General features: G+C 66.8%; 28 protein-coding genes and 1 pseudogene. 14 read left to right on the top strand and 15 right to left on the bottom strand.

Annotation, left to right across the window (positions count from 1 at the left end):
- Together AB0E63_RS39090 and AB0E63_RS39085 are read left to right on the top strand one after the other, a co-directional pair.
- Nucleotides 1-170: zinc-binding dehydrogenase (locus tag AB0E63_RS39090; protein WP_360377675.1), on the top strand; the 170-nt coding region annotated here is incomplete at its 5' end.
- Nucleotides 167-817, top strand: coding sequence for a DUF4386 domain-containing protein (locus AB0E63_RS39085; RefSeq protein ID WP_360377672.1), 651 nt, complete (start codon nucleotides 167-169; stop codon nucleotides 815-817). The genes AB0E63_RS39090 and AB0E63_RS39085, both read left to right, overlap by 4 nt.
- Before the next feature lie 45 nt (nucleotides 818-862).
- Here the strand turns inward: AB0E63_RS39085 and AB0E63_RS39080 are convergent.
- Nucleotides 863-1,446, bottom strand: a pseudogene (locus AB0E63_RS39080) (transposase); the annotation flags it as partial.
- 159 nt (nucleotides 1,447-1,605) lie between these two features.
- On the bottom strand, nucleotides 1,606-1,923 hold the full coding sequence (locus AB0E63_RS39075) for a hypothetical protein (protein WP_360377669.1): 318 nt from the start codon (nucleotides 1,921-1,923) through the stop codon (nucleotides 1,606-1,608).
- A gap of 366 nt (nucleotides 1,924-2,289) precedes the next feature.
- On the opposite strand from AB0E63_RS39075, the gene AB0E63_RS39070 reads away from it, so the two are divergent.
- On the top strand, nucleotides 2,290-2,721 hold the full coding sequence (locus tag AB0E63_RS39070) for a BON domain-containing protein (protein WP_360377666.1): 432 nt from the start codon (nucleotides 2,290-2,292) through the stop codon (nucleotides 2,719-2,721).
- A 749-nt stretch (nucleotides 2,722-3,470) separates the two neighbouring features.
- On the opposite strand, the gene AB0E63_RS39065 is transcribed toward AB0E63_RS39070, so the two are convergent.
- On the bottom strand, nucleotides 3,471-3,851 hold the full coding sequence (locus tag AB0E63_RS39065; RefSeq protein ID WP_360377663.1) for a VOC family protein: 381 nt from the start codon (nucleotides 3,849-3,851) through the stop codon (nucleotides 3,471-3,473).
- Between the two features lie 80 nt (nucleotides 3,852-3,931).
- Between AB0E63_RS39065 and AB0E63_RS39060 the strand changes: the two genes are divergently transcribed.
- Entirely contained in the window at nucleotides 3,932-4,777 is an 846-nt protein-coding gene (locus tag AB0E63_RS39060) for a Gfo/Idh/MocA family oxidoreductase (RefSeq protein WP_360377661.1), read from the top strand.
- Between the two features lie 882 nt (nucleotides 4,778-5,659).
- On the opposite strand, the gene istB is transcribed toward AB0E63_RS39060, so the two are convergent.
- From istB to AB0E63_RS39045, 3 genes are all read right to left on the bottom strand, one after another.
- Nucleotides 5,660-6,409, bottom strand: a complete 750-nt coding sequence (gene istB / locus AB0E63_RS39055) for an IS21-like element helper ATPase IstB (protein ID WP_360377659.1) — start codon at nucleotides 6,407-6,409, stop codon at nucleotides 5,660-5,662.
- A complete protein-coding gene (locus tag AB0E63_RS39050) occupies nucleotides 6,406-6,804 on the bottom strand; it encodes a hypothetical protein (RefSeq protein ID WP_360377656.1) in 399 nt (132 codons plus the stop codon). Before AB0E63_RS39050 ends, istB begins: the two co-directional genes overlap by 4 nt.
- 413 nt (nucleotides 6,805-7,217) lie before the next feature.
- Nucleotides 7,218-7,799 (bottom strand): dihydrofolate reductase family protein, encoded by a 582-nt coding sequence (locus tag AB0E63_RS39045; protein WP_360377653.1) that lies wholly within the window; start codon nucleotides 7,797-7,799, stop codon nucleotides 7,218-7,220.
- Nucleotides 7,800-8,049: 250 nt separating this feature from the next.
- Here AB0E63_RS39045 and AB0E63_RS39040 point away from each other — a divergent pair, with 250 nt between their 5' ends.
- The gene (locus tag AB0E63_RS39040) at nucleotides 8,050-8,811 is read left to right on the top strand and encodes a class I SAM-dependent methyltransferase (protein ID WP_360377650.1); all 762 of its coding nucleotides are present in this window, start codon (nucleotides 8,050-8,052) and stop codon (nucleotides 8,809-8,811) included.
- A 14-nt stretch (nucleotides 8,812-8,825) separates the two neighbouring features.
- Here AB0E63_RS39040 and AB0E63_RS39035 read toward each other — a convergent pair whose 3' ends face one another.
- The gene (locus AB0E63_RS39035; protein WP_360377647.1) at nucleotides 8,826-9,326 is read right to left on the bottom strand and encodes a hypothetical protein; all 501 of its coding nucleotides are present in this window, start codon (nucleotides 9,324-9,326) and stop codon (nucleotides 8,826-8,828) included.
- A 174-nt stretch (nucleotides 9,327-9,500) separates the two neighbouring features.
- On the opposite strand from AB0E63_RS39035, the gene AB0E63_RS39030 reads away from it, so the two are divergent.
- The 3 genes from AB0E63_RS39030 to AB0E63_RS39020 all read left to right on the top strand — a co-directional run bounded on the left by AB0E63_RS39030 (nucleotide 9,501) and on the right by AB0E63_RS39020 (nucleotide 11,249).
- The gene (locus AB0E63_RS39030) at nucleotides 9,501-9,935 is read left to right on the top strand and encodes a VOC family protein (protein ID WP_360377644.1); all 435 of its coding nucleotides are present in this window, start codon (nucleotides 9,501-9,503) and stop codon (nucleotides 9,933-9,935) included.
- A 322-nt stretch (nucleotides 9,936-10,257) separates the two neighbouring features.
- The gene (locus AB0E63_RS39025; protein ID WP_360377641.1) at nucleotides 10,258-10,533 is read left to right on the top strand and encodes a YggT family protein; all 276 of its coding nucleotides are present in this window, start codon (nucleotides 10,258-10,260) and stop codon (nucleotides 10,531-10,533) included.
- 218 nt (nucleotides 10,534-10,751) lie between these two features.
- Nucleotides 10,752-11,249 (top strand): hypothetical protein, encoded by a 498-nt coding sequence (locus AB0E63_RS39020; RefSeq protein ID WP_360377639.1) that lies wholly within the window; start codon nucleotides 10,752-10,754, stop codon nucleotides 11,247-11,249.
- 4 nt (nucleotides 11,250-11,253) lie between these two features.
- Here AB0E63_RS39020 and AB0E63_RS39015 read toward each other — a convergent pair whose 3' ends face one another.
- Together AB0E63_RS39015 and AB0E63_RS39010 are read right to left on the bottom strand one after the other, a co-directional pair.
- A complete protein-coding gene (locus tag AB0E63_RS39015; RefSeq protein ID WP_360377636.1) occupies nucleotides 11,254-11,781 on the bottom strand; it encodes an AAA family ATPase in 528 nt (175 codons plus the stop codon).
- Between the two features lie 100 nt (nucleotides 11,782-11,881).
- Nucleotides 11,882-12,322, bottom strand: a complete 441-nt coding sequence (locus tag AB0E63_RS39010; protein WP_360377634.1) for an NUDIX hydrolase — start codon at nucleotides 12,320-12,322, stop codon at nucleotides 11,882-11,884.
- Between the two features lie 161 nt (nucleotides 12,323-12,483).
- Here AB0E63_RS39010 and AB0E63_RS39005 point away from each other — a divergent pair, with 161 nt between their 5' ends.
- Nucleotides 12,484-13,062 carry a DUF664 domain-containing protein gene (locus AB0E63_RS39005; protein WP_360377631.1) on the top strand — a complete coding sequence of 193 codons (579 nt, stop codon included), beginning with the start codon at nucleotides 12,484-12,486 and terminating at the stop codon, nucleotides 13,060-13,062.
- A gap of 6 nt (nucleotides 13,063-13,068) precedes the next feature.
- Here AB0E63_RS39005 and AB0E63_RS39000 read toward each other — a convergent pair whose 3' ends face one another.
- The 5 genes from AB0E63_RS39000 to AB0E63_RS38980 all read right to left on the bottom strand — a co-directional run bounded on the left by AB0E63_RS39000 (nucleotide 13,069) and on the right by AB0E63_RS38980 (nucleotide 19,646).
- Nucleotides 13,069-14,961, bottom strand: coding sequence for a heparinase II/III family protein (locus tag AB0E63_RS39000; RefSeq protein WP_360377629.1), 1,893 nt, complete (start codon nucleotides 14,959-14,961; stop codon nucleotides 13,069-13,071).
- A 316-nt stretch (nucleotides 14,962-15,277) separates the two neighbouring features.
- A complete protein-coding gene (locus AB0E63_RS38995) occupies nucleotides 15,278-16,051 on the bottom strand; it encodes a hypothetical protein (RefSeq protein WP_360377627.1) in 774 nt (257 codons plus the stop codon).
- Between the two features lie 86 nt (nucleotides 16,052-16,137).
- The gene (locus tag AB0E63_RS38990; protein WP_360377624.1) at nucleotides 16,138-16,941 is read right to left on the bottom strand and encodes a hypothetical protein; all 804 of its coding nucleotides are present in this window, start codon (nucleotides 16,939-16,941) and stop codon (nucleotides 16,138-16,140) included.
- A 214-nt stretch (nucleotides 16,942-17,155) separates the two neighbouring features.
- Nucleotides 17,156-19,099 carry a heparinase II/III family protein gene (locus AB0E63_RS38985; RefSeq protein ID WP_360377622.1) on the bottom strand — a complete coding sequence of 648 codons (1,944 nt, stop codon included), beginning with the start codon at nucleotides 19,097-19,099 and terminating at the stop codon, nucleotides 17,156-17,158.
- 172 nt (nucleotides 19,100-19,271) lie between these two features.
- Nucleotides 19,272-19,646, bottom strand: coding sequence for a VOC family protein (locus tag AB0E63_RS38980; RefSeq protein ID WP_360377620.1), 375 nt, complete (start codon nucleotides 19,644-19,646; stop codon nucleotides 19,272-19,274).
- Between the two features lie 109 nt (nucleotides 19,647-19,755).
- Here AB0E63_RS38980 and AB0E63_RS38975 point away from each other — a divergent pair, with 109 nt between their 5' ends.
- The 4 genes from AB0E63_RS38975 (at nucleotide 19,756) to AB0E63_RS38960 (ending at nucleotide 22,608) form a co-directional block, all read left to right on the top strand.
- Nucleotides 19,756-20,166, top strand: a complete 411-nt coding sequence (locus tag AB0E63_RS38975) for a VOC family protein (protein WP_360377618.1) — start codon at nucleotides 19,756-19,758, stop codon at nucleotides 20,164-20,166.
- A 61-nt stretch (nucleotides 20,167-20,227) separates the two neighbouring features.
- Nucleotides 20,228-21,124 carry an alpha/beta hydrolase gene (locus AB0E63_RS38970; protein ID WP_360377615.1) on the top strand — a complete coding sequence of 299 codons (897 nt, stop codon included), beginning with the start codon at nucleotides 20,228-20,230 and terminating at the stop codon, nucleotides 21,122-21,124.
- A 5-nt stretch (nucleotides 21,125-21,129) separates the two neighbouring features.
- Nucleotides 21,130-21,642 carry a DinB family protein gene (locus AB0E63_RS38965; RefSeq protein WP_360377613.1) on the top strand — a complete coding sequence of 171 codons (513 nt, stop codon included), beginning with the start codon at nucleotides 21,130-21,132 and terminating at the stop codon, nucleotides 21,640-21,642.
- 81 nt (nucleotides 21,643-21,723) lie between these two features.
- Nucleotides 21,724-22,608, top strand: coding sequence for an RNA polymerase sigma-70 factor (locus AB0E63_RS38960; RefSeq protein ID WP_360377611.1), 885 nt, complete (start codon nucleotides 21,724-21,726; stop codon nucleotides 22,606-22,608).
- Here AB0E63_RS38960 and AB0E63_RS38955 read toward each other — a convergent pair.
- A complete protein-coding gene (locus AB0E63_RS38955) occupies nucleotides 22,598-23,560 on the bottom strand; it encodes a 2-hydroxyacid dehydrogenase (RefSeq protein ID WP_360377609.1) in 963 nt (320 codons plus the stop codon). The genes AB0E63_RS38960 and AB0E63_RS38955 overlap by 11 nt on opposite strands.
- A 90-nt stretch (nucleotides 23,561-23,650) precedes the next feature.
- Here AB0E63_RS38955 and AB0E63_RS38950 point away from each other — a divergent pair, with 90 nt between their 5' ends.
- Nucleotides 23,651-24,655: a magnesium and cobalt transport protein CorA gene (locus tag AB0E63_RS38950; RefSeq protein WP_360377606.1), complete on the top strand. Its 1,005-nt coding sequence runs from the start codon at nucleotides 23,651-23,653 to the stop codon at nucleotides 24,653-24,655.
- Nucleotides 24,656-24,681: the final 26 nt, after the last annotated feature.

The raw sequence follows: 24,681 nt of genomic DNA, 5'->3' as shown, positions 1-24,681 counted from the left end.
GCAGCGACCTCGAGCGGCTCGCCGAGCACCTCGAGGCCGGCACGGTGGCGCCGAGGATCGACCGGATCTACCCGCTCGACCAGGTGCCCGACGCCATGCGTCACCTCGAGGCCGGCCAAGTGCGCGGCAAGGTCGCGATTACCATTCCCAGTGAGGACGCACGGTCATGACCGCGCAGACGACAGTACAGAGCACGGCCGGCAACTCAAGCCGACGCGACTTCATGTCCAGGCGAGCCATTGCCGCCACGGTCGGCTCCCTGTTCGTCGTCCAAATGGTCACAGCCATGGTCGGCACGTCCCTGATCCAGGACTTCCTGGACGGCGCCAACGAAGCTGCGCCGACGGTCGGCGTCCTGTTGATGATGTGCTCCGGCATCGCCGTCGTGGGCATCGGCCTGCTGATGTATCAAGTCTTGAAAGACGTCGATCGAAGGCTTGCCGTCTGGTATCCGATCCTCAGGATCATCGAGTTCGCCGTCTCTGCCGCATGCGGTGTCTATCTGCTGACCCAGCTGCAGGTCGTCCCGAACCACCTGCTGTGGGTCTACCTTCCGACCGGGATCGGCGGCCTGATCCTGACCTACCTGCTGTTCGTCTCACGATTAGTGCCTCGGCCGATCGCCGTGCTCGGTCTCGTCGGTTACGCCGCGCTCTCTCTAGGAGTGCCGCTCGACCTCGCCGGCGTTGTAGACATGAATGAGGGAGCAGGGCAGGTTCTGCTGGTTCCAGGGGGCCTGTTCGAGTTCTTGATCATGCCGATGTGGTTGATCACCAAGGGCTTTCGGCCACCTACAACCGTCAAGGACGGCTCGTAAGTCAGTTGGAGGCGGCCGACGGTTGGCGTTGCCTGGCCGCAATCAACCCGCCAGGGCCTCGCCGGTGTTGTCCAGCCAGCACAGCAACGGGTGATAGCCGAGCCCGCCCTTGAACGTCGCTGCCGCGGACTCCTTGTCGGAATGCACGTTGATCAGGGAGGCGTCCAGGTCGAGTACCAGCCCTGGAAGTTCGCGGCCGGCCGACATCGCGGCCGGCAGATCGCAACCGATGTCGTCGCGCTGTGCCCACAACCGGTCCCGGGCGACCGCGCGGGCCTGCCGCAACCTCGCCAGCACCTGGTCGTCGACCGCGTTCAACACCCGCCAGGCGGTCGCGGTCGAGGCGACCGGGCCGAACCGGTCCGGCAGCACACCCAGATCGCTGATCGCCCACCACCATCGGCCAGCACCACCGCCAGATCGACCAGCACCCGACCCGGATCATGACCCGCACGGCGCTTCCGCAGCAACGCCAACGCGTCACTGAACTCCGCGCTCAAACCGCACACCTCAGCCAGATCGGCCAACAGCCGTGAACCAGCATGCGAGGCGACACCCCGCCCATCAGTGGTCACCACGACCCTGGAACCGAGGCCCTGCCGAGGCGCACGGCCCAGGGGCCTGTGAATCCGTGGACATACCGCGGGCGCCCACCCAGACATACAACGGCAGCCAGGCGGAGCTTGAGACTCAGCGAGCGCGACCGGTCAACGAGCTTCAGCCGGCCGAACATCGTTCCGTAGCCATCACGAGTGAAAGCCCGTAGATGCATGGGAGCGCCGCAATCGTTAGCCAGACGGGAGGACCAGCGCGCGCCACAGCACGCCCTTGTCCACCGTGGACCAGTTCTGTCCAAGTCTCCACGTAGTAGCGACGATCAGGCTTAGACCCACCAGCGTCAGGAAGCCCTCCAGTAGTCGTTTCAACTGTCGGTGCTGCTCATCGTTCGAGGCGACGGCCAGCATGCCGAAGACGAGGATCAGAAGTGCCTGGAGGATCAGTTCGATCACGAGGTGGAAGCTCTCGACGTTGATGAAGAACTCCACAAAGGCGGTGCGGCCGAGCGTCCGGAGTGCCGTGTCTCGGAAGAAGCCAACGCTCTTCACATCGGTGGTTTGAGCAGGAGTGCAAACCCAGTGAGAAGCCCCCAGATGATCGTGTCCTTCAGTACGCCCCGTTCCCAAAGGCGTACCTGGGTCGCAGCCCACACGACGGCTGCGAGGTACACCCCGAACGCGACGGTGCTAACCAGGATCTTCGGCTCAACGAAGGCTTCGCGACGTCCACCATGGAGCTTCTGACATCCCGGCGCCAGAGCACGAACGCTGCGAGCGCGCCCAGGAGGATCAGAGACGCAAGCCTCGACTCGTCACTTCTTCTCCATCCCCCTCAGCGCTCGACTGGAGTCCGGTGTCTGGTCCGTCAAGGCCTCCCTTGTGGGGCCCTCGCGGCGCACAATGGGATCCGAGACAGTGACGAACGCGCTGAAGGCGATGATCATCATGCGCAAACTGCTCGTGATCGCCGCGGCGGCCTGTGCCGCCGTCGGAGCGAAGATCGGCATCGACAAGCTGCGCCGATCCAGCCGAGCCGAAAGCACCATCGCGGACCTGCGCCGCCGAGGCCATCATCTGACCGGCCAGGCGAAGGGCGTGGCCTACCACACGCTGCGGCGCCACCCCGACGCGAACGTCGACGACGCGACGCTGGCCGACCGCGTGCGCTCCAGCATCGGGTCGTTGGAGAAGCGGCTCCACGTGCCACGGGTGCACGTCACGGTCGAGAACGGCACGGTGATCCTGCACGGCGAAGTCCCCGACAACGAGGCCGAAGCCGAGATCGTCAAGGCCGTCGAGGGCATCGCCGGAGTCCGCGACGTGCGGTCGCGCCTCACAACCACCTGACACCGCCGCGAGAGTCCTCAGCGCCCACGCCGCCGGCGTCGTGAACAAGCACGGCGGCCTCAGCACTGTCGAGCAGGGCACATGAGCCGAGCCGAGGGCTGCCGCGGCGCGCGGCAAGGGTCGAGCCCCCGATCGCTTGCGACGCCGTAGGTGCTCGCGACGCGCAATCACTCGGGCGGCAAGGGTACCGGGATGCGCACGATCAGTCGGCGGGTCGAAAGCCAAGGGGGCCAGCCAGAGCAGCCAACACCGGCCATCGCATTACAAGTTGGACGCTCAACCCACTCTGGCTTGTGAGCAGCGTGACAGGCGGGCAGGCCTAACGCGCGTCATGACTGTCGTTCTTGGCATGTTCCGACTGGTCTTCATTGACAGAGCCATTGACAGAACCCGGTGCTTGGCGTTCTTGCACACCTATCTGATGGTTGCGTGCTGGGTGCTCTGTCTCGAACGTCCGAACGGTCAGATGTGCTGGCTGTCCTCGGCGAGGAGGTGCCGAACCGAACAAGCGTTGCTGTGCGACGGCCTGTTATGCCGGAAGTAATGCGCTTAGTTGATCTTGCTGTCGTGCCGGGATTCGGATGCTGGATCAGGTTTGCTCGCTCGCAGACTTTGGCCGGTTGGCGCCCGTGGTCCATGTGATCTCGGACGGGGGTGGCCGGCGAGCACGCCGGGCCACTCTTCACCATGTCGGACGCGACGCCGCGAGGTGCACGCTCATGCCGACATGCGGTAAGCCTGCCGAGGAGCTAACCGTTGGACGGCCCGATCCCTGACGGCTCGCCGGCTACGCAGAACTCGTTGCCCTCAGGATCCGCGAGGACGAACCAGGTCTGACCGAACTCTTCGCGCGCGGTCGGAGTCAGGCGAGAGGCCCCCAGCTCTTCCAGGCGGCTCACCTCCAGCTCAACGTCGTCTACAAGCAGGTCGAGGTGCATCCTGTTCTTGACGGTCTTGGGCTCGTCAACCTGTTGAAGAGTGAGAGCGACATCGTGCGAACGCAGCGAGACGTACCGGCCTTCGATGACGCCAACCACGACGAACCCCACGGCGTCCCGCCAGAACCTCGTCATGCGGTCCAGGTCAGCGCAGTCGAGGGTGAACTCAATCCTCACATCGACATTCTCCACCGGCGAGACACCGACATGGTTCTCCGGTTCGGCCTCCGAAGTGAGGACCAATGCACAAGTAGCCCGCGATCCACGCACTCATGCCGAGATCAGTGCGTTCGAGTGGTCCACCGGTCCGCCGGTTTCGCCGGAACGGACATCGACCGGCGTGTCGGCCCGGGTACCGAAACTGTCCTAGCGGCCTGGTCGACATCTGTCTACCCACCAGGCTGCATGCCGAGGCTGCCGTGCGGGCCATGCAGGCCGGCAGGGACGTCCTCATCGAGCTGCCGCTGGCCGACACACTCGCCGGCGCCTACCGCATCGTGGAGGTCCAGCGGGAGACCGGCCGGCGGGCTTTCGTGGACATGTTCTCTCGCTTCAGCCCTTCCAACCGGCACCTGCGTGAGGCGGTGGCCGATCAGCGGTACGGACAGCTGAGGGTCCTGGAGATCGAGGCCCGCACCGTCGTCCTCCTCGGCTACCCTCAAGCCGTAGCCCGACTCACCAGTTCCTCGCTCATGCAACGGCCCTACGAGATCCGCGGCGGCTACCGCGCCACCTTCACCGACGCGGTGCTCGAATACGAAATGCGCCGGGAACACCGGTCAAGGCCCGAGCACCCTGACCGAGACCAGCGCCGACGGAGAGCACCCCATCGACCTGCTCGGCACCAGGCCCTACGAGGCGATGATCGACCACGTTCTGGCCTGCCTGACCGGCCGAGCCGACAACATCATCGACGACTGGCGCCGTTGAACAGCGCGCCATCGCTGGCCCCGGTTTCGGGTCGCCCGACCAAGTCCTCGGCTTCTGGTACACCGCCCAGGAGAACTACTTCTACTCGCTGGATTCCTGCAACGCATGGGGGTACGGCGCGACGAACGGCGGAAACGGGTGGGGCAACGGCTACATCAAGGGGACGACCAACTGGTAGTGCTATGTGAACCTCGGCGACCCGAAGTGGTCGATCGATCTCTACATGGCCGGGTAGCCTTGCCAGGTGCTTAGCCTCGCACAGCTGGTCTTGAGCGAAGGTGAGGCGGTGGAGGCCGTCGGCTGGCTCGGCGGCCTTTCCACTCCTCGCTCGCTGCAGGTGTCGCCGTCCTGGCGGCGGGATCACCGCCCACAAGTGGAGGGGGCTCGATCGATGTCTACTTGTCAGATGACTCGGAGACATCGGGTGTCGACCAGGCGGCCATTGTCCGAGTTGTAGGCGAGTGGCGCGATGACGCAATCCACAAGGCGTATTTTTCGCCGGTCGATCGCTTCGACGATTTCCGTGATAAGGGTGGCAGAAGGCCTGAAGGTCCTCCGGGCAGCAGCCTGACGAGCCCTCCACCGTCGGAAAGTGCGGTTCTGGAACGACTGCTGTCTGCGGGTGACATCAGTTGGCACCGGGTTTACGGTCACACAGACGGTCGACGAACTGTCCGGGTTGGGACCGACCGACGCGCCGCCATCCAAGACGAGTTGGCGACCGCATTCGCTGATGGCGTCGAAATCACTGACACCCTCTGGTCGCAAGCTGATCTGACTGACGCTCTCGGCGCGCTCGCGGAGCACCGGGATGCCTGGTACGTAGTCGCGACCGGCGGCGGGTTCCAAGGTGACGCGGACGGTGTCTTCGGACTAGCAGTCGAGGTCAGGCACGTGCATCCCAACTTCGCGGCGTGGGCGGACGCACTGCCCAAGGGCCTCCTGGATGTAATGGTTCTCGTGCGACCGAGGCGCGTCAGCGGAGCAGCCGACTGAGACACCGCCGCAGCGCTCAGGAGAGTGTGCTCAGCGATTGGCCGCGCCCAGTTGGTCAGCGTCAAAGCTCTTCGTCAGGTTGGCTGGTGAGTCAGGCGGTAGGACTCAGTGCCGGTCTCGATCAGGTTGCCACCGAAGGTGAGCCGGTCGACGCTCGCAGCGCACAGCCTGGGGTCGGTGAAGGTCTTGCCCCAACCGGTGAACGACTCGTTGGAGGCGTTGGCGACGGAGTTCTTCTCCTCGCGTTCGGTGAGGACCTGGAAGAGGAGTTCGGCGCCGCGGTGGTCGAGTTGCATGTATCCGAGTTCGTCGATGCAGTGCAGATCAACGCGTCCGTAGCGGGCGATGGTCTTGGTGAGGGTCATCTCGTCGGCGGCCTCGACGAGCTCGTTGGCGAGCTTGGTGGCGAGGGTGTATTTGACCCGGTAGCCGGCCATCGCGGCCTCGGTGCCGAGCGCGATGAGCAGGTGAGATTTGCCGGTGCCGGAGTCCCCGATCAGACACAGCGGCAGTCCCTTCTTGACCCAGTCGCAGGTCGCGAGGTGGTGGATCACGGCCGGGTCGATGTTCGGGTTGGCGTCGAAGTCGAAGGCGCGCAGCGACTTCTGTCGAGGGAACTGGGCGGCCTTGATGCGCCGTTCGGAGCGGCGCCGGGCGCGGTCGTCGCATTCGGCCAGCAGCAGCTCGGCCAGGAAAACCCGATACGACATCTGGTCGTTCGCGGCCCGGTTGACCAGGTCGGGGAACTGGGTGCGGATGGTGGGCAGCAGCCGAAGCGATCTGCATGCCTGGTCGACGGCGGCTTCGGCGGCTTGTTCGGTCATCGTGCGGCGGCGTGGGCTCCTGGCGTGTGCTTCCGGGGTTCCCGCGCGTCGGCGCGGCTGTCGGGTGTGATCCGGTTGGCCGCCCCGATGGTCTTGGCGGTCTTGGCTGCAGCAGCGGCGCGCCGACTGGGAAGCAGCAGGTCGTAGGCCTCCAGCGACGGCACCGGCCTGGTGTCGGGCGGCAGCTGGGCGAGGCGGCGTTTGGTCAGCGAGGTGATCCTTGGCAACGGCCTCGGCGCGCGACCTCGCTCGACCGGGCCGCGCTTGGAAGTGGTCGCTTCCTCGGATTGGACCTCGGGGCGGTCGTTGTCGGCGATGAGGCGAGCTTCCAGCGCGACAGCGTCGGCGGTGAGGGCGCCCACCCGTAGGGCGGCGGCGAGGCCGCGATCATGCAATTGTGAGCAACGCCGGTCTCCGGACTTTGGTGACAGTCGAGCTGTGCTAACAGCCTTGCTAACAAGGCGAGTGACGGTTGTGGACTTCCGCGGACAACCTGACTCCCATCCGAGTGGAGTTTGCGTCCGGCAAGCACCGCAGTGGACGGCCTTCGCGGCACTCGTAATGAGAAGGTCGTCTGTTCGATTCCGACAGGAGGCTCCACTGGAGCACCACGAAACCCCAGGTCGGACACACGACCTGGGGTTCTTCCATCCACGATCCCACCACGCCGACCCTTGCTGACGGTCTTGCTAACACGGGGCCAGCGCGGACGGGTCCGGCCCGCCTTCGCCGTCCTCCTCCGGGGGCAGCACGCGGCACTCCCCGGATCGCCGAGCTGTCCGCACGCCGCCCCTCGGGATGGATGGGCTCAGACGTGCAGGGTGGGCCGGTAGGTGAGTTCTTGGGTGCGGCCGTCGAACGTCCGGCTCTCGATCAGCTCGAGGTCGAAGTCCGCCGCACCCTGGAAGATCGGCTCCACTCCGGTCTGACCGGCGATCACCGGGAAGACCGTGACCTGGACCCGATCGACCAGGCCGGCGGCCATCAGTGCCCGGTTCAGCGACAGGCTGCCGTGCGAGCGCAACGGCACGTCGGACTCCTCCTTGAGCCGGGCGATCACGTCGACGGCGTCGCCACTCACGACGGTCGCGTCCGGCCAGTCGAGCGGTCCTTCGAGTGTCGACGACAGCACCGTGGTCGGCATGCTCCTCATGCGCGCGTTCACCGGGTCGAGCCCCTCGGACGGCACCTTGCTCAACCCCACCATCTCCACCATCAGCCGAAACGTGTTGGCCCCGAAGACCATCCGCTGCTCCTCGCCGTAGGAGGCGAGCCGCCGGTCCAGGAACTCGGGGCCTTGCTTACCCCAGTAGGGACCCCAGTCAGCGTTGTCGTACGACGCGAAGCCGTCGAGGCTGGAGAAGATGTCGAAGGTGTAGCCGGCGGTCATCATGCTCTCCTTGAATGCTTCGGCGGCTCCGGTGGGCAGCCACTCACCCCGGCGTCGAACCCATCGCCCCTGAATCGACATCGTCGCTCAAAACTCTTGCGCGGTCCGTCCGACACGACTGCCGGCGCTCCCACCTAACATCCAGGCTGCGATGTGCGCACCAGCCCCACCGCACCAGCCCCACCGCGTCCGCTCTTCGGCGGGAGAAAATGACAAGCGCTAGGGGCGTGGGAAGTGCCAGGATTCCGGCATGGTTGTGCGGGGGTTGAGCTTCGGGGCGGTGGCGGAGGCGTACGAACGGTTCCGGCCCGGGTATCCCGTGGAACTCCTCGATCTGGTGATGGCGTACGCCGGTGGGCCGATCCGGACCGCTCTCGAGATCGGCGCCGGGACAGGCAAGGCAACGCGCCTGTTCGCGCAGGGAGGGATCGCGGTCAGGGCGACCGAGCCCGACGCGGACATGCTCGCGGAGATGCGCAAACACGTGCCGGCGAACGTCACAACCGTGCAAGCCGCATTCGAGGACCTGCCGGCGGATTCGTCGTACGAGCTGGTGTATTCGGCTGCCGCGCTCCATTGGACCAACCCTGACGGCCGGTGGGCTCGCATGGCCGCACTCGTCCAACCCGGTGGCGTGTTCGCGTCGTTCGGCGTACCGATGCAGCTGGCTGACCCGGCCCTCATGGAGGCGGCGCGCGCGGCACGTGCGCCGTACCTGGAGAACGACGGCATCCCGTCGCCCGACGGCACACCCGCGGATCGCCCGATGCAATGGCCCGGCACGGAGCTCCAGCAGTCCGAGTGGTTCACCGATGTCCGGCAGTCGGTGATCGAACGGCGCCTGACGATGAGCGCCAACGACTACATCGGACAACTCTCGACGGTCTCGGCGTACGTGATCCTCCCGCCCGCCGACCGAGACGAGGTCTTCCGCCGAATCCTCCGGGTCCTTCCGGAAACCGTGGAAATCGACGCCGAGATCACCACCCACCTCGCCCGCCGCCACCACTAGCACGGCCCGATTCTCTAGGTACCGAAGACGAACAGTACGACGGCGGTCGGGATGAGCAGAATCAGGATCACGGCGAGTACTGTGCGCGGCACCCGGCTCGGCGACTTGTCTGGCAGCGGGAACCGTGTGGCCGGGTCCGTGCTCAGCTCCCACCACTTGCGGACCTGTCGGAAATCCGCGTGAAAAGTGGGTTGGGGGTACATGCCACCGTCCCGGAGAGCCGGCAGCGAGCGACGCCGCCCGTCCGCGAGGGTGATCCGAGCCGCGAGGATTGTCCCGGCTCGAGTGTTGGTCTGACGTATGTCGAGCCACCGGATCTCTTGCCAGGGATGGGTACGGCCACGCCGTCCGAGGCCCCAGCAGGTGGATATTCCGGCCGGACCGACCGTGGTCCAGCTCCGGAATGCCGCCCCGATGCCTCCGCCGACGTAGACGGCCGTCACGCCCACCAGCCAGCAGGCACCCACGACGCCGCCGAGTCGATAGAAGGCATAGACCGCTTCACCGATCAGCACGAGTCCCAGAATCGAAAGTATTGGCCAGATAGGCCGGTACCGATCTTTCCCACGGAAGCTCAGTTCCTTCACGAAAGCACGTTACATCTGCCGCCCGCAAGCCGTAAGTCATTTACGGCGCGCAAGGAGCGGGCTCGTGGAAGCGGTGAACGTCTGCGCCTCTATGGTGGACCGATGGCATCGGTCAAGCAGTTCCAAGTCACCTTCGACTGTGCTGAACCTGAGCGCGTCGCTCGCTTCTGGTGCGAGGTGTTGGGGTACGTCGTACCGCCGCCACCGAAGGGGTTTGCCACGTGGGCCGAGTTCGATCGCTCGCTGCCGCCTGAGAGTCAGGGTTCGGCGTTCGCCTGCGTTGATCCCACAGGTGTGGGCCCGCGACTGTTCTTCCAGCGCGTTCCCGAAGGCAAGGTCGTCAAGAATCGCGTGCATCTCGACGTGCGGGTCGGCACCGGGCTTGTGGGTGAAGAGCGCCTGGCCGCCCTCGAGGCCGAATGCGTGCGACTGATCAAACTCGGCGCGGTCCGCGGCCAACTACTGGTCGCCGACGGCGTCAACGAGTCTTGCCAAAATATGCAGGACATCGAAGGCAACGAGTTCTGCCTCGACTGAGCAGCTACGAACGCCGCCCTCTCGCGAGCCGGCAGATCCCCGGCCGGACGGCTGTCGCGCTTTCGGTGCGCTCTCAAAGCCCTTGCAGGTGGTGGGCCAGCCTCCGACGATGCCGTCAACGTGATGCTGTGCCTCGGGATGCGTGACGAGGTCGATGCGTCTCATTACCCTCCTCCGATGCGCCGTGCCGCAGGCCGTGAACGCGAAGGCTACGTACGGAGCTGATAGTCGGCTAAGAAGACGGTGACGGGGACATTCCTAGGTGGCTGGCAGCGTTGATACTGGTGAGAGGGCCAGTGTGGCCATCACGGAGGAGTTGATCATGAGCTTCATCGGAGCCCTGGTCGGGTACGCCCTGACGGCGTTCATCTTGCTGTTGCTCGTACGGATGGTGCTGGACTGGTCGGGTGTTCTGGCAAACGGACCTCAGTGGGCGAGCCGCGCCCGCGAGTTGACGCATGCCTGGACAGAGCCGGTGATCAAGCCGGTGCGGCGTGTGCTGCGGCCGGTGCGTGCCGGCGGGTTGTCGATCGACCTGGCGTCCACAGCGGTGTTCATCGGTGCGCTGATCCTGCGCTCGATCGCCTTCAGCCTGTAGCGGCAGTGACTAGGGAGGGTCTGCTCGGGGAGCTTGTTGGGGTGATTCTGGGGCGGGCGCTGGGGCATCCGGTGCGAGTGGGCATTGATGGGTCGGATGCGGCGGGGAAGACGACTCTTGCTGATGAGCTTGCGCGTCTGGTGAGTGTGCATCGGCCGGTCATCCGGGCAGGGATCGATGGGTATCGGCTTGCGGATGCGGCGAGACCGCGGCCTGATGTGAGTACGCCCGTCAGTAGCTCCGAGGAGTCGAGCGTCGCGTCCTCGAGTGGGTACTTTGATGACTACTTCGACAACGAAGCCGTGGTCAGCCGTCTGCTGGTGCCTCTCGGGCCGGGTGGCGACCGTCGCTACAGCACTGTCACCTTTGACGAGGCTGCTGACTTACAGATGGCTTCTCCGCTGCAGGTCGCTGCTCCTGACTCGGTCTTGCTGTTCGATGGGGTTTTCGTGCTTCAGCGGGCGCTTGTGGCGTACTGGGAGTTGGGTGTCTACCTGTACGCCCGCGAGGACGGGATCTTGCGGCGGGGCGTCGCTCGGGACAGCGAGCGGTTCGGGGGTGAAGAGGCGACCTTGCGGAGTCTTACGACCAACTTTCTCCCCGGGTACCGGCGCTATCAGGAGCAGCACGATCCGGCGGCGGCCGCGCATGTCGTTGTCGACAACACTGACCCGCAGCACCCCGTCGTACGGAAGTTCGATCCGCCGGCCTCTTGAGTGGTCAGCTGAGTGCGTCGGCTTGCCAGCGGGTGAGGACTTCGTCGGCGATGTCGTCGATGGTGCGGGCGGCCGTGTTGATCGAGTGGTCGCTGACGTCCTCGGCGATCAGTTGCGCGGAGAGTTCGGCTGCGCGGGCAACGAGTTGGGCCAGGCCGGTACCGGTCTCGCGGGCGCGGCCGTGGATGCGCTGGGCGAGTTCGGTGTCCGGGGCGTCGAGGCGGCAGATCATCACTGGTCCGCCGGTCGCGTCCTCGAGTTGTCGCCGCTCGAGCAGGTTCTCGACGACGCCCGCGATGATGAGGCTACGGCTGCCGGCTCGGCGGTAGTTCGACCACACCGCCGCGAGGTTGGTCGCCTTCAGTCGGGACTGGTGCGGGTCGTCATCGGGCGCCGGCCAGGCGGCGCCGAGCAGGTCGAGGTCCGCGAAGGCAGGCTTCACATCGAGGTCGGTGCAGCGGTCGAAGACCCGCCATCCGACGGACGTCTTCCCGACGCCGGGAGGGCCCGAGAGCACGAGGGAGGCTGGCACCCCACCGATGATGTCGCCCAGCACCTGTGTGTGGCAAAGCGATTTGCGGACAAGGATGCCGGCCCGGGGACGAGGCCGGTACGTCGCTCGGCCGCGCTGGCTAGCTGGAGCGAGAGGGAGAGCCGTTCTCCAGGTACGTCGTCGTCGCAGACGCCCTGGCTTCGAGGGCAGCCGCGACCCGGGCGAACTGTCCGGCGTCGAGTAGTTGCCCAGCCTCGTCGAGAGTGGCGAACCTGAAGGATCGTGCTTCGGTGGGGTCGGGCACGATCCGGTCGATGTCGGCCGGCGCCAGTACGCCGCCGTCGAAGAGGAACGCAACGATCTCGGTGAAGTCGCCCGATTGCGAGACCCAGTCCACGGCCAGCAGTTCACCAGGCTCCACGACGAGCCCGATCTCCTCCCGGACCTCACGCTGAGCGGCGGCCCGCGGCGACTCGTCGCGCTCGACCAAGCCGCCGGGCAGGTCCCACGTCGCCTTGTACGTCGGCTCGACCACCAGCACCCGGCCCGCTTCATCCGTGAACAAACAATCAGCAGCCATCCGCTTAGTGGGCTGTATCGCCGTGAAATGAACGTCCTCAGTCACGCCCGCCACCCAACCACGGATCAGGTCCGCGGCCAGCGGTTCCACTCGTGCGCGTGCGGCGGGGGGAATGACGGTTCCGGAAGGGGAGTGTCCGGAATTGGGTTTACGGTGACGGTATGACTGAGACTTGGTGGGAACCGCCGCTGGCTGGGAACGAGGTTGAGCATCTGCTGGGGGCGTTGGATCGGTTGCGTACGACGTTCCGGTGGAAGGTCGACGAGCTTGACGCGGCGGGGATGCAGGTACGGATCGGGGCTTCGTCGATCACCCTTGGTGGGTTGGTGAAACACCTTGCTGCCAACGAGGACTACATGTTCACCGTGAAGTTCCGGGGCGAGCCGATGGACCCGCACTGGGACTCCAACGGGTGGCGGGACGACAACGACTGGGAGTTCAACTCCGCGGTCGAGAACACGCCCGAGGAGCTTTACGCGCTGTGGGACGGTGCGGTTGGTCGCTCGCGTGAGCGGGTGGCTGCGGCGCTGGCTGATGGTGGGCTTGATCAGCTCGCGCATATCTCCTGGCCGGATGGGCGGCATCCGAGCCTCCGTCGCCTCATCTGCGATCTCATCGAGGAGTACGGGCGCCATACCGGGCACGCCGACCTCCTCCGCGAAGCCGTCGACGGCCGCGTCGGCGAAGACCCGCCCGCCGGCTGGCAGCCCGTCGGACCCCGCATCGCCCAAACCACCTGACCCGGGTTACTTGATCCGCTCGAGGGTCCCGTTGGGGGAGATGGCGACTGTGGTGCTGACGCCGTCGACCTTGAGGTTGAGGAGGAGGCGGGAGCCCTGCTGGGTTGTGGTGTAGATGACGGCGGCGTTGCTGCGGGTTGGCGCGATGACCGACAGGATCGTCGCGCTGCGGCCGGAGCGGGTGAACTTCACCACTGGCGCGGGCTGGCGCTTGTCGATGGTGGTGTAGTGCCAGCCCTGGATCGGATCGTTCTGACCGGTCGCGACCTGGATCGGTGTGGTTGCCTGCTGGAACGGGATCTGCAGCAGCGTGGTCTTGACCCGGTCGCCGGCCCGAGAAGCCACCGCTGAGTTGCCGTTGACAACCACCCTCTGGTCCTCCGGCAGATGCCACAACGTCTGGTAGTCCTCCGATGACGCCGACGTACCGCGGTCCAGCACCACCATCAGGTCGGGATCCTTGAGGACCAGCACATCACGAGTCCGATCGATCCCCGCACCCAGCGAGTCCTGCAACTCGTAGAACTCCGAGGTATCCGAGAGCGACGACCGGGTCAGCTTGGTCACCGGGTGGGCCGTTGCCGTCGACAACACCGTCATCTCGTTGTGCGAGAACTCGCTCTTTGCCCAGCTCCGCCAGTCGTCCACCTTGTAGCCGGCGTGCCCGCCGTCGATCAGGATGTCGCGTCCGTGCGAGGTGTAGGTGATCGACGTGTGGTCATCGTGCCCGTGCAGCTTCCGCGCCGGCCCGAACCTGATGCTGTACGTCGATTCCTGCGTGAACGGTCTCGTCTCACCCCACCCGGTGCGGCCGAAAATGTACCCGGCGTCGAAGATCCCGACCCGCTGGGTCGGCCGGATCCCCTGCGCGCCGAGCGTCCCGGCGTACTCGAGCACTGTCCCCGGCACCGGAGCCGTGCGCACCACCTCGGAGTCGCCGATCTGGTGCAGGTTGCCGAGTGAGTTGGTGGCGAGCGCGAGCCACTTCGCGAGTTCACGCCGGCGCGCCTTGATCGTCGTACCGGGGTCGACGCCGCACTGCTCCAGGACGTTGATCGCCCGGCCCCAGAGCGAGTAGTTGAACTGCGCGTACGCCGTCGACTGCTCGTTGGTCGAGCCCTGGGTGTCGATCGAGGTCTTGATCGCACTGGTGAGGCGATCGGCGGCGAGCTTCTTCAGATCACTCCGCCCGAGCGTGCAGCCCACACCGAACAGGGCGAGGCTCTCGTCGGTGCCGTGGTTCCAGTCGCCGCTGTAGTTCTTCTGCAGGAACCACGCGTGGTCCAGCAGCGCCTTGTCCAGCCAGGCGTACTCCAGTGGCAGCCGGGGCACGTGCAGCCCGGACAAGACTGCCTGACGCAAGCAGATCAGTACGTTGGTGCGGTGCATGGTCGACTCGTACGCGCCGGCGTCCGACTTCCACGAGTACGGGTTGTCGGTCACCCAGTCGTGCGCGATGGTGCTGACCCGCTGCAGTGCCCGACGATCACCCTTGCCGCCGGCAATGATTCCCTTGCCGAGCCAGCGCAGCGAGTGCAGCCACATGTACCAGCTCGGGTTCTTGTCCGGGTTCACCCGCCAGTTGATGTTCCCCTTGCCGTCCCCGACCTTGTACGGCGGCGTCGTACCCCAGGTGAACGTGTCCCGGTAGAGGTTGGACACCGGGTTGGTGCTGTCGATCCCGCTGTACGCCGGGCACGTGTAGGCGTACCGCTTAGGCGGCGTCACGGGAGCGGTCGGCGGTTCAGGAGTGCGGGCAACGGTCGGGTCCGGCGCCGCTTCGGGCTCCGAGCCGCCCCACGGGATCATCAAGGCGGTCGCCAGTACGGCGACGCTCACCGCAACGGCGATCGCGAGCCGGAGCGTCGTTCCGGCCCTGCGTGGATGTCTCGCGGGCATGGTTCGTCCTCACCGCACACCCCGGGGCATGCCTGTTCTGGCCTAGACCTGAATTCGAGACGGACGGGTCCCCGGAGATAGGTCGGGTGGTTTTCGTCGCTCCGCTACTCGAGGCGGTCTTGCTCACAAAACGTCGGGCGGCCTGTCAAACGTTGCATCCGGCATCGAACGTTGTGCCGGTCACTCCACTTCCAGGTCCGCCGCCCATCGGTTCCCCCCGAGAGGTCGGATTGGTCCTCTGTCTGTATAGATGTCGTGTGCCACTGAAAGGTTGTGTCGGATCGACGACTCCGGTTGCCTTGCCCGGAAGGGCAGATCAGCTGTGCTGGATCGTCTGCAGAATCAGGGCATTGCGGGCGTTCTGCCCGGCCGGGACCGTGGTGTGCCGGCCGTCACGCAGGTCGGTCCGCATCCGCTCGGGGTGCGCCGCCAGGAACTCGGCCCAGGGCACGATGCGCAGGTTCGGGTAGCGCGACCGGGCCTGCTGCAGTTGGAGGTCGATCCACTCGCTGTTGCGCTGATCGGCGTCCTGCATCGAGGCCGGCACGTCGATCCGGGACACCTGGACGTTCACCCAGTACACGGTCCGGTCCGGCCCGGCGATCCGCATCGCACGATCGAGCTGCGCCGTGAAGGCCGGTGGATCGAAGATGTCGTTGGTGCCGACCGCCATCACGATCCGGCGCGGCAGCCCGTACGCACGGTCCCAGGCGGCCAGCGCGTCGACGGCAGCCGAGGTCGGCTGGCCGGACCAGCTGTGCTCGGCGAACGACGTACCGAGGTGTTTCGCCATGAGTCGCCCGAGCGCCGCCCCATCCTGTACGGCGATGCTGTCGCCGAACAGGACGATCCCGTTCGTCCGGACGACGTGCTCGACGTGGGCGGCGCTGGAGATCACCTTGGTGTTGGCCTGCCAGGGACCGAGCGTGCCCGATCCATAGCCACCTGTGGCCGCGGGCGCGGCGGCCTTCGCGTGAGCGGTGGGGGACTCGAGGTGGATGAGCGTCAGCAGAGTCGCGGTGAGCACCACGATGATGATCGCGGACGTCGCCCCGCTGCGAGCGGTGGCGAGCGCGTGATCCCGGAACATGCGCGGACCTCCCTGTGACGCCGTACCCCTCCTGATAACGCGAACGGCGGCACCGAGGTTGCCATTTTCACCGACCGGTTCGGGCATCAGACATGCCCTTGGAGCGCATCGGCGATCAGTTCGTTGCGCGCGGCGCGGCCGACCGACTCGGTCGTGTGGACACCGTCGCGCAGGTACTTGGTCAACCCGTCCGGCTGCGAGTTCAGGAACTCCGCCCAGTGGATGATCCGGAGGTTGGGATGGCGCGCCGCGGCTTCTTCCAGCTGCTGGTTGAGCCAGGCGCTGTTGGCCCGGTCGGCGGCCTGCACCTCGGCGGACTGGCGGAACCGGCTGACCTCGATGTCCACCCAGTACACCGTCCGCTTCGGGCCCGCGATCTCCATGGCCCGCTCCACTTGGGCTCCGAACGCCGGCGGGTCGAAGATGTCGTTGCTGCCGACCGCCATCACGATCCGCCCGGGCAGGCCGTAGGTCCGCGACCAGTCCGCGAGGGCGTCGACCGCCGCCGACGCCGGCTGACCGGACCAGCTGTGGGCGGCGATCGAGTCACCGGTCCGGTCCGCCAGCAGCTTCTCGAGTTCCGGTCGGTCCTGGACGGCGATGCTGTCGCCGAACATGAAGACCCCGTTGAACGTGAGGGTGTCGCGGATCTCGTCCTCAGGTGAGATCCGGCGGAGCAGGTTCTGCCACGGGTCGAGCGTGCCTGAACCGTACCGGCCGGCTGCGACGATGGTGGGTCCGGAGGTGATGCTGGTCGTCGACGGCGCGGCGCTCGTCGAGCGTGGCTCGAGCAGGACCATCAGTCCACCGATCATCGCGAGGACCGTACACGTGACGACGATCGCGATCCCCGGCTCGATCACGAACTCGCGGAGCCTGCGCTTCAGCACCCCCAGTACCCCCCTCGCACAGTCCCCTTACCCCTCCTGACGCGATGAACCGTGGAAACCGTTGCGCTGCGTCCACTTCTCAGATGCGGACTACCCCGGATTGGTTGTCCCCAACCGCACTCCGTAGCCCAGACCTCGCCGCACAGTAAGGACGCAATTCTTACCTACCTGATGTCCACTTCCCCGGGCAGGTTCCGGCCATCCCATCATTCGGTTAGCTGAGGCGGACGAGGGAGCCGCCGCCGGTGATTCCGATTGAGGTCTTTTTGCCGGCGACGGTCAGGTCTACTACGTACGTCGTACCGGACCAGCGGGTGCTGTAAAGAACTGAGGTGTTCGAGCGGACCGGGGCTACGAACGACAGGATCGAGGCCATGGTGCCGGAGCGGGCAAACATCAGGGTCGGGGCCGACCGTCGGCTGGTGATCGTCGGGTAATGCCAGCCCTGGATCGGTGCGGTCTGCGCCTGCTTGAGCAGGATCGCCCCCGGCGGCAGGTCCTGCCGGTACGGCACCTGGAACAGGATCGTCCGCGTGGCGTCACCCGGCTTCTGCGCGAGTGCCGTCGTTCGCGAGTACACCGACGCCTGCTGATCCGACGGCAGATGCCACAGCGTCTGGAACTGCTGCGCCTTCTTCGCCGAACCGCGGTCCAGCGTGATGAGCAGGTCCGGGTTCCGGAGCACGAGTACGGCGCGCACCCGGCTGATCCCGGTCCCGGGAACGTCCGAGAACTCGTAGAAGTCCGACGCCTGAGTCACCACGGAGCGGGTCAGCTTGGTCGCCGGGTTGAGATCCGGCGACATCGGTGTCGTCATGACGCTGTGCGCGAACGGGCTCTTCGCCCAGGTCCGCCAGACGTCGTTCTGGTAACCGGCGTGCCCGCCGTCGATCACCACCTCCCGCCCGCCGGCCGTGTACGTGACGGACATGTGGTCGCTGTGCCCGTGCAACGCGCGCGCCGGCCCGTACCTGATGCTGTACGACGCCTGGTCGGAGAACGCCGGCCCCCAACCGGACCGGCCGAACACGTAGCCCGCCGAGAACATGCCGACGCGCTCGGTCGGTGCGATCCCGCTGGCCCCGAGGCTTCCGGCGTACTCGAGTGGCGTGTTGGCAACAGACGCCGTACGCACGACCTCCGAATCGCCGATCTGATGGAGATTGCCGCGGGAGTCGGTGGCGAGCGCCAGCCAGTTCGCGAGCAACTCACGTCGTTCGGTGATCGTCGGACCCGGGTCGGCCCCGCAGGCGCGCAGGACGTCGACCGCACGACCCCAGAGGGAGTAGTTGAACTGTGCGTAGGCCGTCGACTGCTCGTTCGTCGCGCCCTGCGTGTCGATCGAGGTGGTGATCGCGGCCCCGAGCCGGCTGACCGCGAGGTTCATGTAGTCGGGCTGGTCCAGCGTGCACCCGACGCCGAACAGGGCGATGCTCTCGTCCGTGCCGTGGTTCCACGCGCCGCTCCAGTTGTTCACCAGGAACGTGGCGTGGTCGACCAACGCCGCGTCGAGCCACTGGTACTCCGGCGGCAGCGTCGTGACGTTCAGTCCGGCCAGGACCGCCTGCCGGGTGCACAGGATCACGTTGGTGCGATGCATGGTGGACTCCCAGGCGCCGATGTCCGACTTCCAGGAGTACGGGTTGTCGAGCACCCAGTCGTGCACGATCGCCGTCACGTGCGCGAGCGCGTCCGTGTCGCCCTCACCGGCTGCAGTGATGCCCTGCCCGATCCAGCGCAGTGAGTGCAGCCACATGTACCAACTGGGGTTGTTGTACGGGTTCAGCTTCCAGTTGATGTTGCCGCTGCCGTCGCCGACCTTGTACGCCTTGAACCCTCCCCAGGCGTAGGTGTCCTGCAGCACCGACGACAGCGGCGTCGCGTCGTCCATCGTGCTGAAGCCCGGGCAGGTGTAGGTGCCGGCGGACGTCGTCAGCGCCCTCGCCTTCGGCTGCCCCGTGCTGTTGGCGGGTGTGGTCGCCGCGGGCACCACGTTGCTCGACCCCGGCACGAACTGTGCCCCCACGGGCTCCGGCAGATCGGCCGCGATGGCGATCCCCGGTCCCGGACTCCCGGCCGCTGCGACGTGACTCGCCGCCGCGACCCCGCCCGCGCCGGCCGCCGCCAGCACGCCGAGCATCGCTATCCACTTGCGCATGTGTTTCCCCCACCATGAAGCCGCTCCCCCAAGCGGCAGTGCAGACTCTTCCAACCGCTCGATGGCGATCGGCTGGAGAAAGTTGCAGCAAATTTCCCGGTGGAGCCGCGCGTAGTGCGGCGATCACGCGCGGTGGGTGCGAGTGGTCAGCGCGGGGTGCGCGCGAGGAGAGTCAGGCGGTGCGTTCGGCTTCGCTGCGTTCGACGCAGAACTCGTTGCCTTCGGGGTCCTTCATCGTGACCCAGCCGGGGCCGTCGGGGCGGCGGTGGTCCTCGTGGATGGCGGCGCCGAGGGAGAGCAGGCGCTCGACCTCCTCGTCGCGGGTGCGTTCGGTGGGGACCCAGTCGATGTGGACCCGGTTCTTCACCGACTTCGACTCCGGGACGGCGATGAACAGCATGCCGGGGACCGGTGCCGGAGCGACCACGAGCACCTCGTCGTCGCCGGGCTCGTCGCCGTCGCCGAGTGGCCAGCCGGTGACGGTACTCCAGAATTGCGCGAGTTCGTACGGGTTTCCGGCATCGATCGTGATGTGTCGCAGGATCATGGCGCGACCCTAACCGCAGCGGAGCCGGCGAGGGGTCGCGGACTGTCGGTGGGCGGGTCTACTGTGCGGGCAAAGAGCGGTATCCAGATTTGGGGGAAGGAAAGTTCTGATGGCGTCACGGCTCAATCCATACATTCAGTTCGACGGCAACGCGCGGGCGGCGATGGAGTTCTACCAAGGGGTCTTCGGCGGTGACGTGGCGTCGAACACCTTCAAGGAGTTCGGCGCGAGCCACGGTCCGGAGGACGACGACAAGCTGATGCACAGCCAGCTCGAGACGCCCAGCGGCTTCACGCTGATGGCGTCCGACACACCGCAGGGCATGACGTACAACCCCGGTGAGAACATCGCGATCAGCCTGAGCGGCGATGGCGACGAGCTGCGCGGCTACTACGAGAAGCTGTCCGAGGGTGGCAAGGTCAGCGTCCCGCTGGAGAAGCAGATGTGGGGCGACGAGTTCGGCATGGTCCAGGACAAGTTCGGCATCAACTGGATGGTGAACATCGCCGCGCCCAGCTGACCGTAGGCGGCACGCCGGTGCGCCCGATCTGGGGCGCGCCGGCTCGTTCGCCCTGCGGTTGGTGGACGGGCGGAGGGTGCAGGGGTGGGACGGCGGAGCACGGGACGGCGTCCCGGTCTTCTTCCTGCACGGCTGCCCCGACACCAGGCATGCCGCGTACGCCGGTGATGCGGCCGCTCGGCGTACCGGCGTACGACTGGTCGCGGTGAATCGCCCCGGGTACGGCGAGTCCGACGCCGATACCTCGACCCATCAGTCAGTGGCTGACGATCTGGCCTTCGTGGCGGATCGGCTCAGGATCGAGCGCTTCGCCGTGCTCGGCATGTCGGTCGGCGGCCCGTATGCCTTGGCGTGTGCGGCGCGCCACCCGGAGCGTGTGACCGCGGTCGGGGTGGCCGCGGCTCCGGCGAGTGTGCCCGAGCTCGACCCGCCGTACCACCGCGACGACCTCGACCCGTCGGGCCAAGAGTTCTTCGCTCGCCTCGCCAGGTCGACACCGGACGAGGCGGTCGACGCCATGCGCGCCGACTTCGAGGCGTACGTCGCCCAGCTGAATCCAGCCGACCCGGACGACGCCGCGCTGGCACGGCGTTTCCTCTCCGAGCTGGATCCGCGCGACGCCGAGCTCATCAGCCGCCCCGGGCCGGTGGTCGAGGAGCGGCCGCTCGGTTCCCAGAGTGCGATCGCCGCCTCGATCCGGGAGGCTCTCGTGAACCCGGCCGGCTATCTCCGCGACGCCGCGATCTCCTTCCGCGCCTGGGATTTCCGGCCGGAAGAGATCGAGTGCCCGGCCTTCCTCTGGTACGGCGAGTTGGACCGGAACGCCTCGGTCCGCAACGGACACTGGCTCGCCGAGCGCATCCCGTGGGCGACCCTGGTGATCCGCGAGCAGACCACGCACCTCGCCGTACTGCACGAAAACTGGGAGGAGATCCTCACGGCTTTGCGGTTAGCGTGACCCGCATGGGACTCAACGACGTGTTGTACGACCCGATCCGGCACAACAACTGGGCGACGAAGAGCCTGATCCAGTTCTGTCGCGCGCAGAACCTGACGCCGGAGCAGCTCGAGATCACCGGCGTCGGCACGTACGGCGGGATCGTGGCGACGCTCGACCACATCGTCCGGTGTGACGGCAGCTACGTCCGGCGGATCGCCGACACCCCGCTCGACTTCGTGGACAGCGAGGAGACGCCGGACTTCGACAAGCTCGAGCGCTGGAACGACGAGGCCGGCGCGGTGTGGGAGGACTTCCTCGCCAAGCCGATCGACGTCGAGCGCGTGATCATCGTCGACAACAACACCCGCGGAACGAGGGTTGGCATCTTCATCGCCCAGGCGATCAACCACGCCAACCACCACCGCGAACAGGTCTGCGCCATCCTCACCGGCCTCGGCATCGAGCCCCCGGACATCCAGGCCTGGGAGTACGCCTGGACCACCGAGCGGATCTGGGACCTCCCCGCGGCCGAATGAACGATTTCGGCGCGGATGTCACAAATCGGCGGGCTGTGGCGTCGGGTGGGTGACCCCATCGACGGCGCGAAGGAGCCACCCATGACCGGCACCGACCAGGCCACCGAGGCGTTCGTTGCCCATCGCAACCTGCTGTTCACGGTCGCGTACGAGTTGCTCGGCTCGGCGGCCGACGCCGAGGACGTGCTGCAGGAGACCTGGCTGAAGTGGGTCGGTGTCGATCTCGGCACCGTGCGTGACCACCGCGCGTACCTGGTCCGGATCGCCAGCCGCCAGGCGCTCGGCCGGCTGCGCACGCTCGGCCGCCGCAGAGAGTCGTACGTCGGTCCCTGGCTGCCCGAACCGCTGCTCACCACGCCGGACGTGGCCGAGGACGTCGAGCTGGCCGACAGCGTCTCGATGGCGATGATGCTCGTCCTGGAGACCCTCAAGCCGACCGAGCGGGCAGTCTTCGTCCTGCGTGAGGTCTTCGGTCTGGAGTACGACGAGATCGCGGAAGCCGTCGACAAGAAGCCGGCCGCGGTCCGCCAGATTGCCCACCGGGCCCGGGAACACGTCGCCGCGCGCCGGCCCCGGGGGACCGTTTCCTCCGACGAGACCCGTGACGCGATCGAGGCCTTCCAGCGGGCCGTCAACACCGGCGACCTGCAGAGCCTGGTCGACGTACTCGCTCCGGATGTCGTCTTCCTCGCCGACGGTGGCGGTGTCGTCCAGGCGTTCCCCGAGCCGATCGTGGGGATCGACCAGGTGGCGAGCCTGCTGGGCGCCGGGCTGAGCCGGTTGGCCACCACGCGGACTCGGCTCACCCAGATCAACGGTCAGCCCGCGCTGCTCCTCGGCATCGAGGGGGAGTTCGACAGCGTGATGGCACTGCGCGTCGAGGACGGACTGATCAGCGGGATGTACGTCGTCCGCAATCCGCACAAGCTGTCCGGACTCGAGCAGGAGGTCACCCTCAGCCGCTGAGCCGCGCCGATTCGGGGACCGGGGTCAGCGCCGTACCGTGCGTCAGCCAGTTGCGCAGGTTGTCGACGACCAGGTTCGCCATCGCGGTTCGCGTGGGGATCGTGGCGGACCCGACGTGCGGCAGGAGCACGGCGTTCGGGAGCGTCAGCAGGTCCGGGTGGACCTCGGGCTCGTGTTCGAAGACGTCCAGTCCGGCCGACAGGATCGTGTTGGTTCGCAGGGCGTCGACCAGGGCCTGCTCGTCGACGACCGAGCCGCGGGCGACGTTGATCACGATGCCCTCGTGGCCGAGCGCCTTCAGGACCTCGGCGTCGACGAGGTGGCGGGTGCTGTCGCCGCCGGGGATCACGATCATCAGGACGTCGACGTCGCGGGCCATCTCGACCAGGGACGGGTAGTAGCGGTAGCCGACGTCCTTGCGGCGACGGTTGTGGTAGGCGACGGAGACGCCGAACGGCGCGACCCGGTCCGCGATCGCCTGGCCGATCCGGCCGAGGCCGAGGATGCCCATCCGGCGGCCGTGCATCGTTGCCCGGGTCAACGGGTACGAGCCGCTCTGCTGCCACTTGCCCTCGCGCAGGTACCGCTCGGCCTGCGGCAGCTCACGCACTGTCATCAGCAGCAGACCCAGGGCGGTGTCGGCCACCTCGTCGTCGAGCACGCCGGGCGTGTTCGTCACCACGACGCCGCGCTCGGCGGCGGCGGTCGCGTCGATCCGGTCGTAGCCGACGCCGAAGCTGGCCACCAGCCGGACCGCCGGCAACCGGTCGAGGAACGCGCCGTCGATCAGGGTGCCGCCGGTGGCGACGGCCACGATCTCGTCGCGGCGGGCGGCGAGCACGGCGTCCGGGTCACTCTCCTCCCAGAGCCTGATCAACTCACAGTGATCGGCCAGTCCCTCCGCGACCGCCGGATGCATCGGTCCGGGCATCAGTACCACTGGTCGTCCCATGGGTCTCCTCACCGATGTTCACCGCCGCTTTCCCGCCCAACCCTATTTCCTGTCGGCTGTCGGTACGACGATCGGGGGAGGAGGTCAGCCATGATCATCGACTGCGCTTACTACCGGGACGGACTCCGCCAGCACGTCGAGGCGATGTCTGTCGAGGACGCCGCAACCCATTGCAAGACGGGCGGGTTCGTCTGGCTGGGCATGTTCGAGCCCACCGCCGACGAACTGAAACAGGTCAGAGACAGTTTCGGCCTGCACGAGCTGGCCGTCGAGGACGCGCAGACGTTCCATCTCCGCCCCAAGGTGGAGCCGTACGAGGGCGATGTCGAGCTGGTCATCCTGCGCACCGCCCGGTACGACGACGAGCGCGAGGAAGTCGACTTCGGCGAGGTGAGCGTGTTCGTCGGGCCGGCGTTCGTGATCACCGTCCGCCAGGGCGTGGCCAGCGATCTGCACGGCGCCCGGATCCGGCTCGAGCAGCGCCCCGAACTGCTCGAGACCGGCACGAGTTCGGTGCTCTGGGCGATTCTCGACCAGGTCGTGGACGGCTACGGCCCGGTCGTCGCCGAGCTGGAGCGCGATATCGAGCAGGTCGAGCAGACCGTGTTCGCCGGTGCCGTCGCGCCGACCGAGCAGATCTACTCGCTGCGCCGCGAGGTGACCGACTTCTACCGGGCCGTCCACCCGCTGCTCGCCGTACTCGCAACCGTCGAGCGCGGCGCCCGGGAGACCAAGCTGCTGCCGTACTTCCGCGACGTGCACGACCACCTGGTGCTGGTGAACGAGGAGGTCGCCGCGCAACGCGACCTGCTCACCACCGTGCTGGAGGCGAACATGGCGGTGATCGGCGTCGAGCAGACAAAGGTCAGCGTCCGGCAGAACGCGACGATCGAGCAGCTGACCATCCTGGCCACGGTGTTCCTGCCGCTGACGTTCGTGACCGGGTTCTTCGGCCAGAACTTCGGCTGGCTGGTCGACCACATCGGCGCCGAGTGGGACTTCGTGGTGCTCGGGATCGGCGGGCTCCTGCTGCCGTGTGTGGCGCTGTTCCTGTGGTTCCGCCGCCAGCGGGCAGTCCGTCGGCAAGCTACCTGACGCATTAGATTCACACGGCGTTCCGA

The organism is Kribbella sp. NPDC026596, from assembly GCF_040638415.1.
Taxonomy (GTDB): Bacteria; Actinomycetota; Actinomycetes; order Propionibacteriales; family Kribbellaceae; genus Kribbella.
This window is presented reverse-complemented; position numbering and strand designations above follow the sequence as displayed.

Bases quoted from the DNA above. Each gene is read 5' to 3' on its own strand.
- AB0E63_RS39085 (WP_360377672.1), top strand. From the start codon at position 167: ATGACCGCGCAGACGACAGTACAGAGCACGGCCGGCAACTCAAGCCGA.
- AB0E63_RS39060 (WP_360377661.1), top strand. From the start codon at position 3,932: ATGCCGAGATCAGTGCGTTCGAGTGGTCCACCGGTCCGCCGGTTTCGC.
- istB (WP_360377659.1), bottom strand. From the start codon at position 6,409: ATGACCGAACAAGCCGCCGAAGCCGCCGTCGACCAGGCATGCAGATCG.
- AB0E63_RS39045 (WP_360377653.1), bottom strand. From the start codon at position 7,799: ATGACCGCCGGCTACACCTTCGACATCTTCTCCAGCCTCGACGGCTTC.
- AB0E63_RS39040 (WP_360377650.1), top strand. From the start codon at position 8,050: ATGGTTGTGCGGGGGTTGAGCTTCGGGGCGGTGGCGGAGGCGTACGAA.
- AB0E63_RS39030 (WP_360377644.1), top strand. From the start codon at position 9,501: ATGGCATCGGTCAAGCAGTTCCAAGTCACCTTCGACTGTGCTGAACCT.
- AB0E63_RS39025 (WP_360377641.1), top strand. From the start codon at position 10,258: ATGAGCTTCATCGGAGCCCTGGTCGGGTACGCCCTGACGGCGTTCATC.
- AB0E63_RS39010 (WP_360377634.1), bottom strand. From the start codon at position 12,322: ATGGCTGCTGATTGTTTGTTCACGGATGAAGCGGGCCGGGTGCTGGTG.
- AB0E63_RS39005 (WP_360377631.1), top strand. From the start codon at position 12,484: ATGACTGAGACTTGGTGGGAACCGCCGCTGGCTGGGAACGAGGTTGAG.
- AB0E63_RS39000 (WP_360377629.1), bottom strand. From the start codon at position 14,961: ATGCCCGCGAGACATCCACGCAGGGCCGGAACGACGCTCCGGCTCGCG.
- AB0E63_RS38995 (WP_360377627.1), bottom strand. From the start codon at position 16,051: ATGTTCCGGGATCACGCGCTCGCCACCGCTCGCAGCGGGGCGACGTCC.
- AB0E63_RS38985 (WP_360377622.1), bottom strand. From the start codon at position 19,099: ATGCGCAAGTGGATAGCGATGCTCGGCGTGCTGGCGGCGGCCGGCGCG.
- AB0E63_RS38980 (WP_360377620.1), bottom strand. From the start codon at position 19,646: ATGATCCTGCGACACATCACGATCGATGCCGGAAACCCGTACGAACTC.
- AB0E63_RS38975 (WP_360377618.1), top strand. From the start codon at position 19,756: ATGGCGTCACGGCTCAATCCATACATTCAGTTCGACGGCAACGCGCGG.
- AB0E63_RS38965 (WP_360377613.1), top strand. From the start codon at position 21,130: ATGGGACTCAACGACGTGTTGTACGACCCGATCCGGCACAACAACTGG.
- AB0E63_RS38960 (WP_360377611.1), top strand. From the start codon at position 21,724: ATGACCGGCACCGACCAGGCCACCGAGGCGTTCGTTGCCCATCGCAAC.
- AB0E63_RS38955 (WP_360377609.1), bottom strand. From the start codon at position 23,560: ATGGGACGACCAGTGGTACTGATGCCCGGACCGATGCATCCGGCGGTC.
- AB0E63_RS38950 (WP_360377606.1), top strand. From the start codon at position 23,651: ATGATCATCGACTGCGCTTACTACCGGGACGGACTCCGCCAGCACGTC.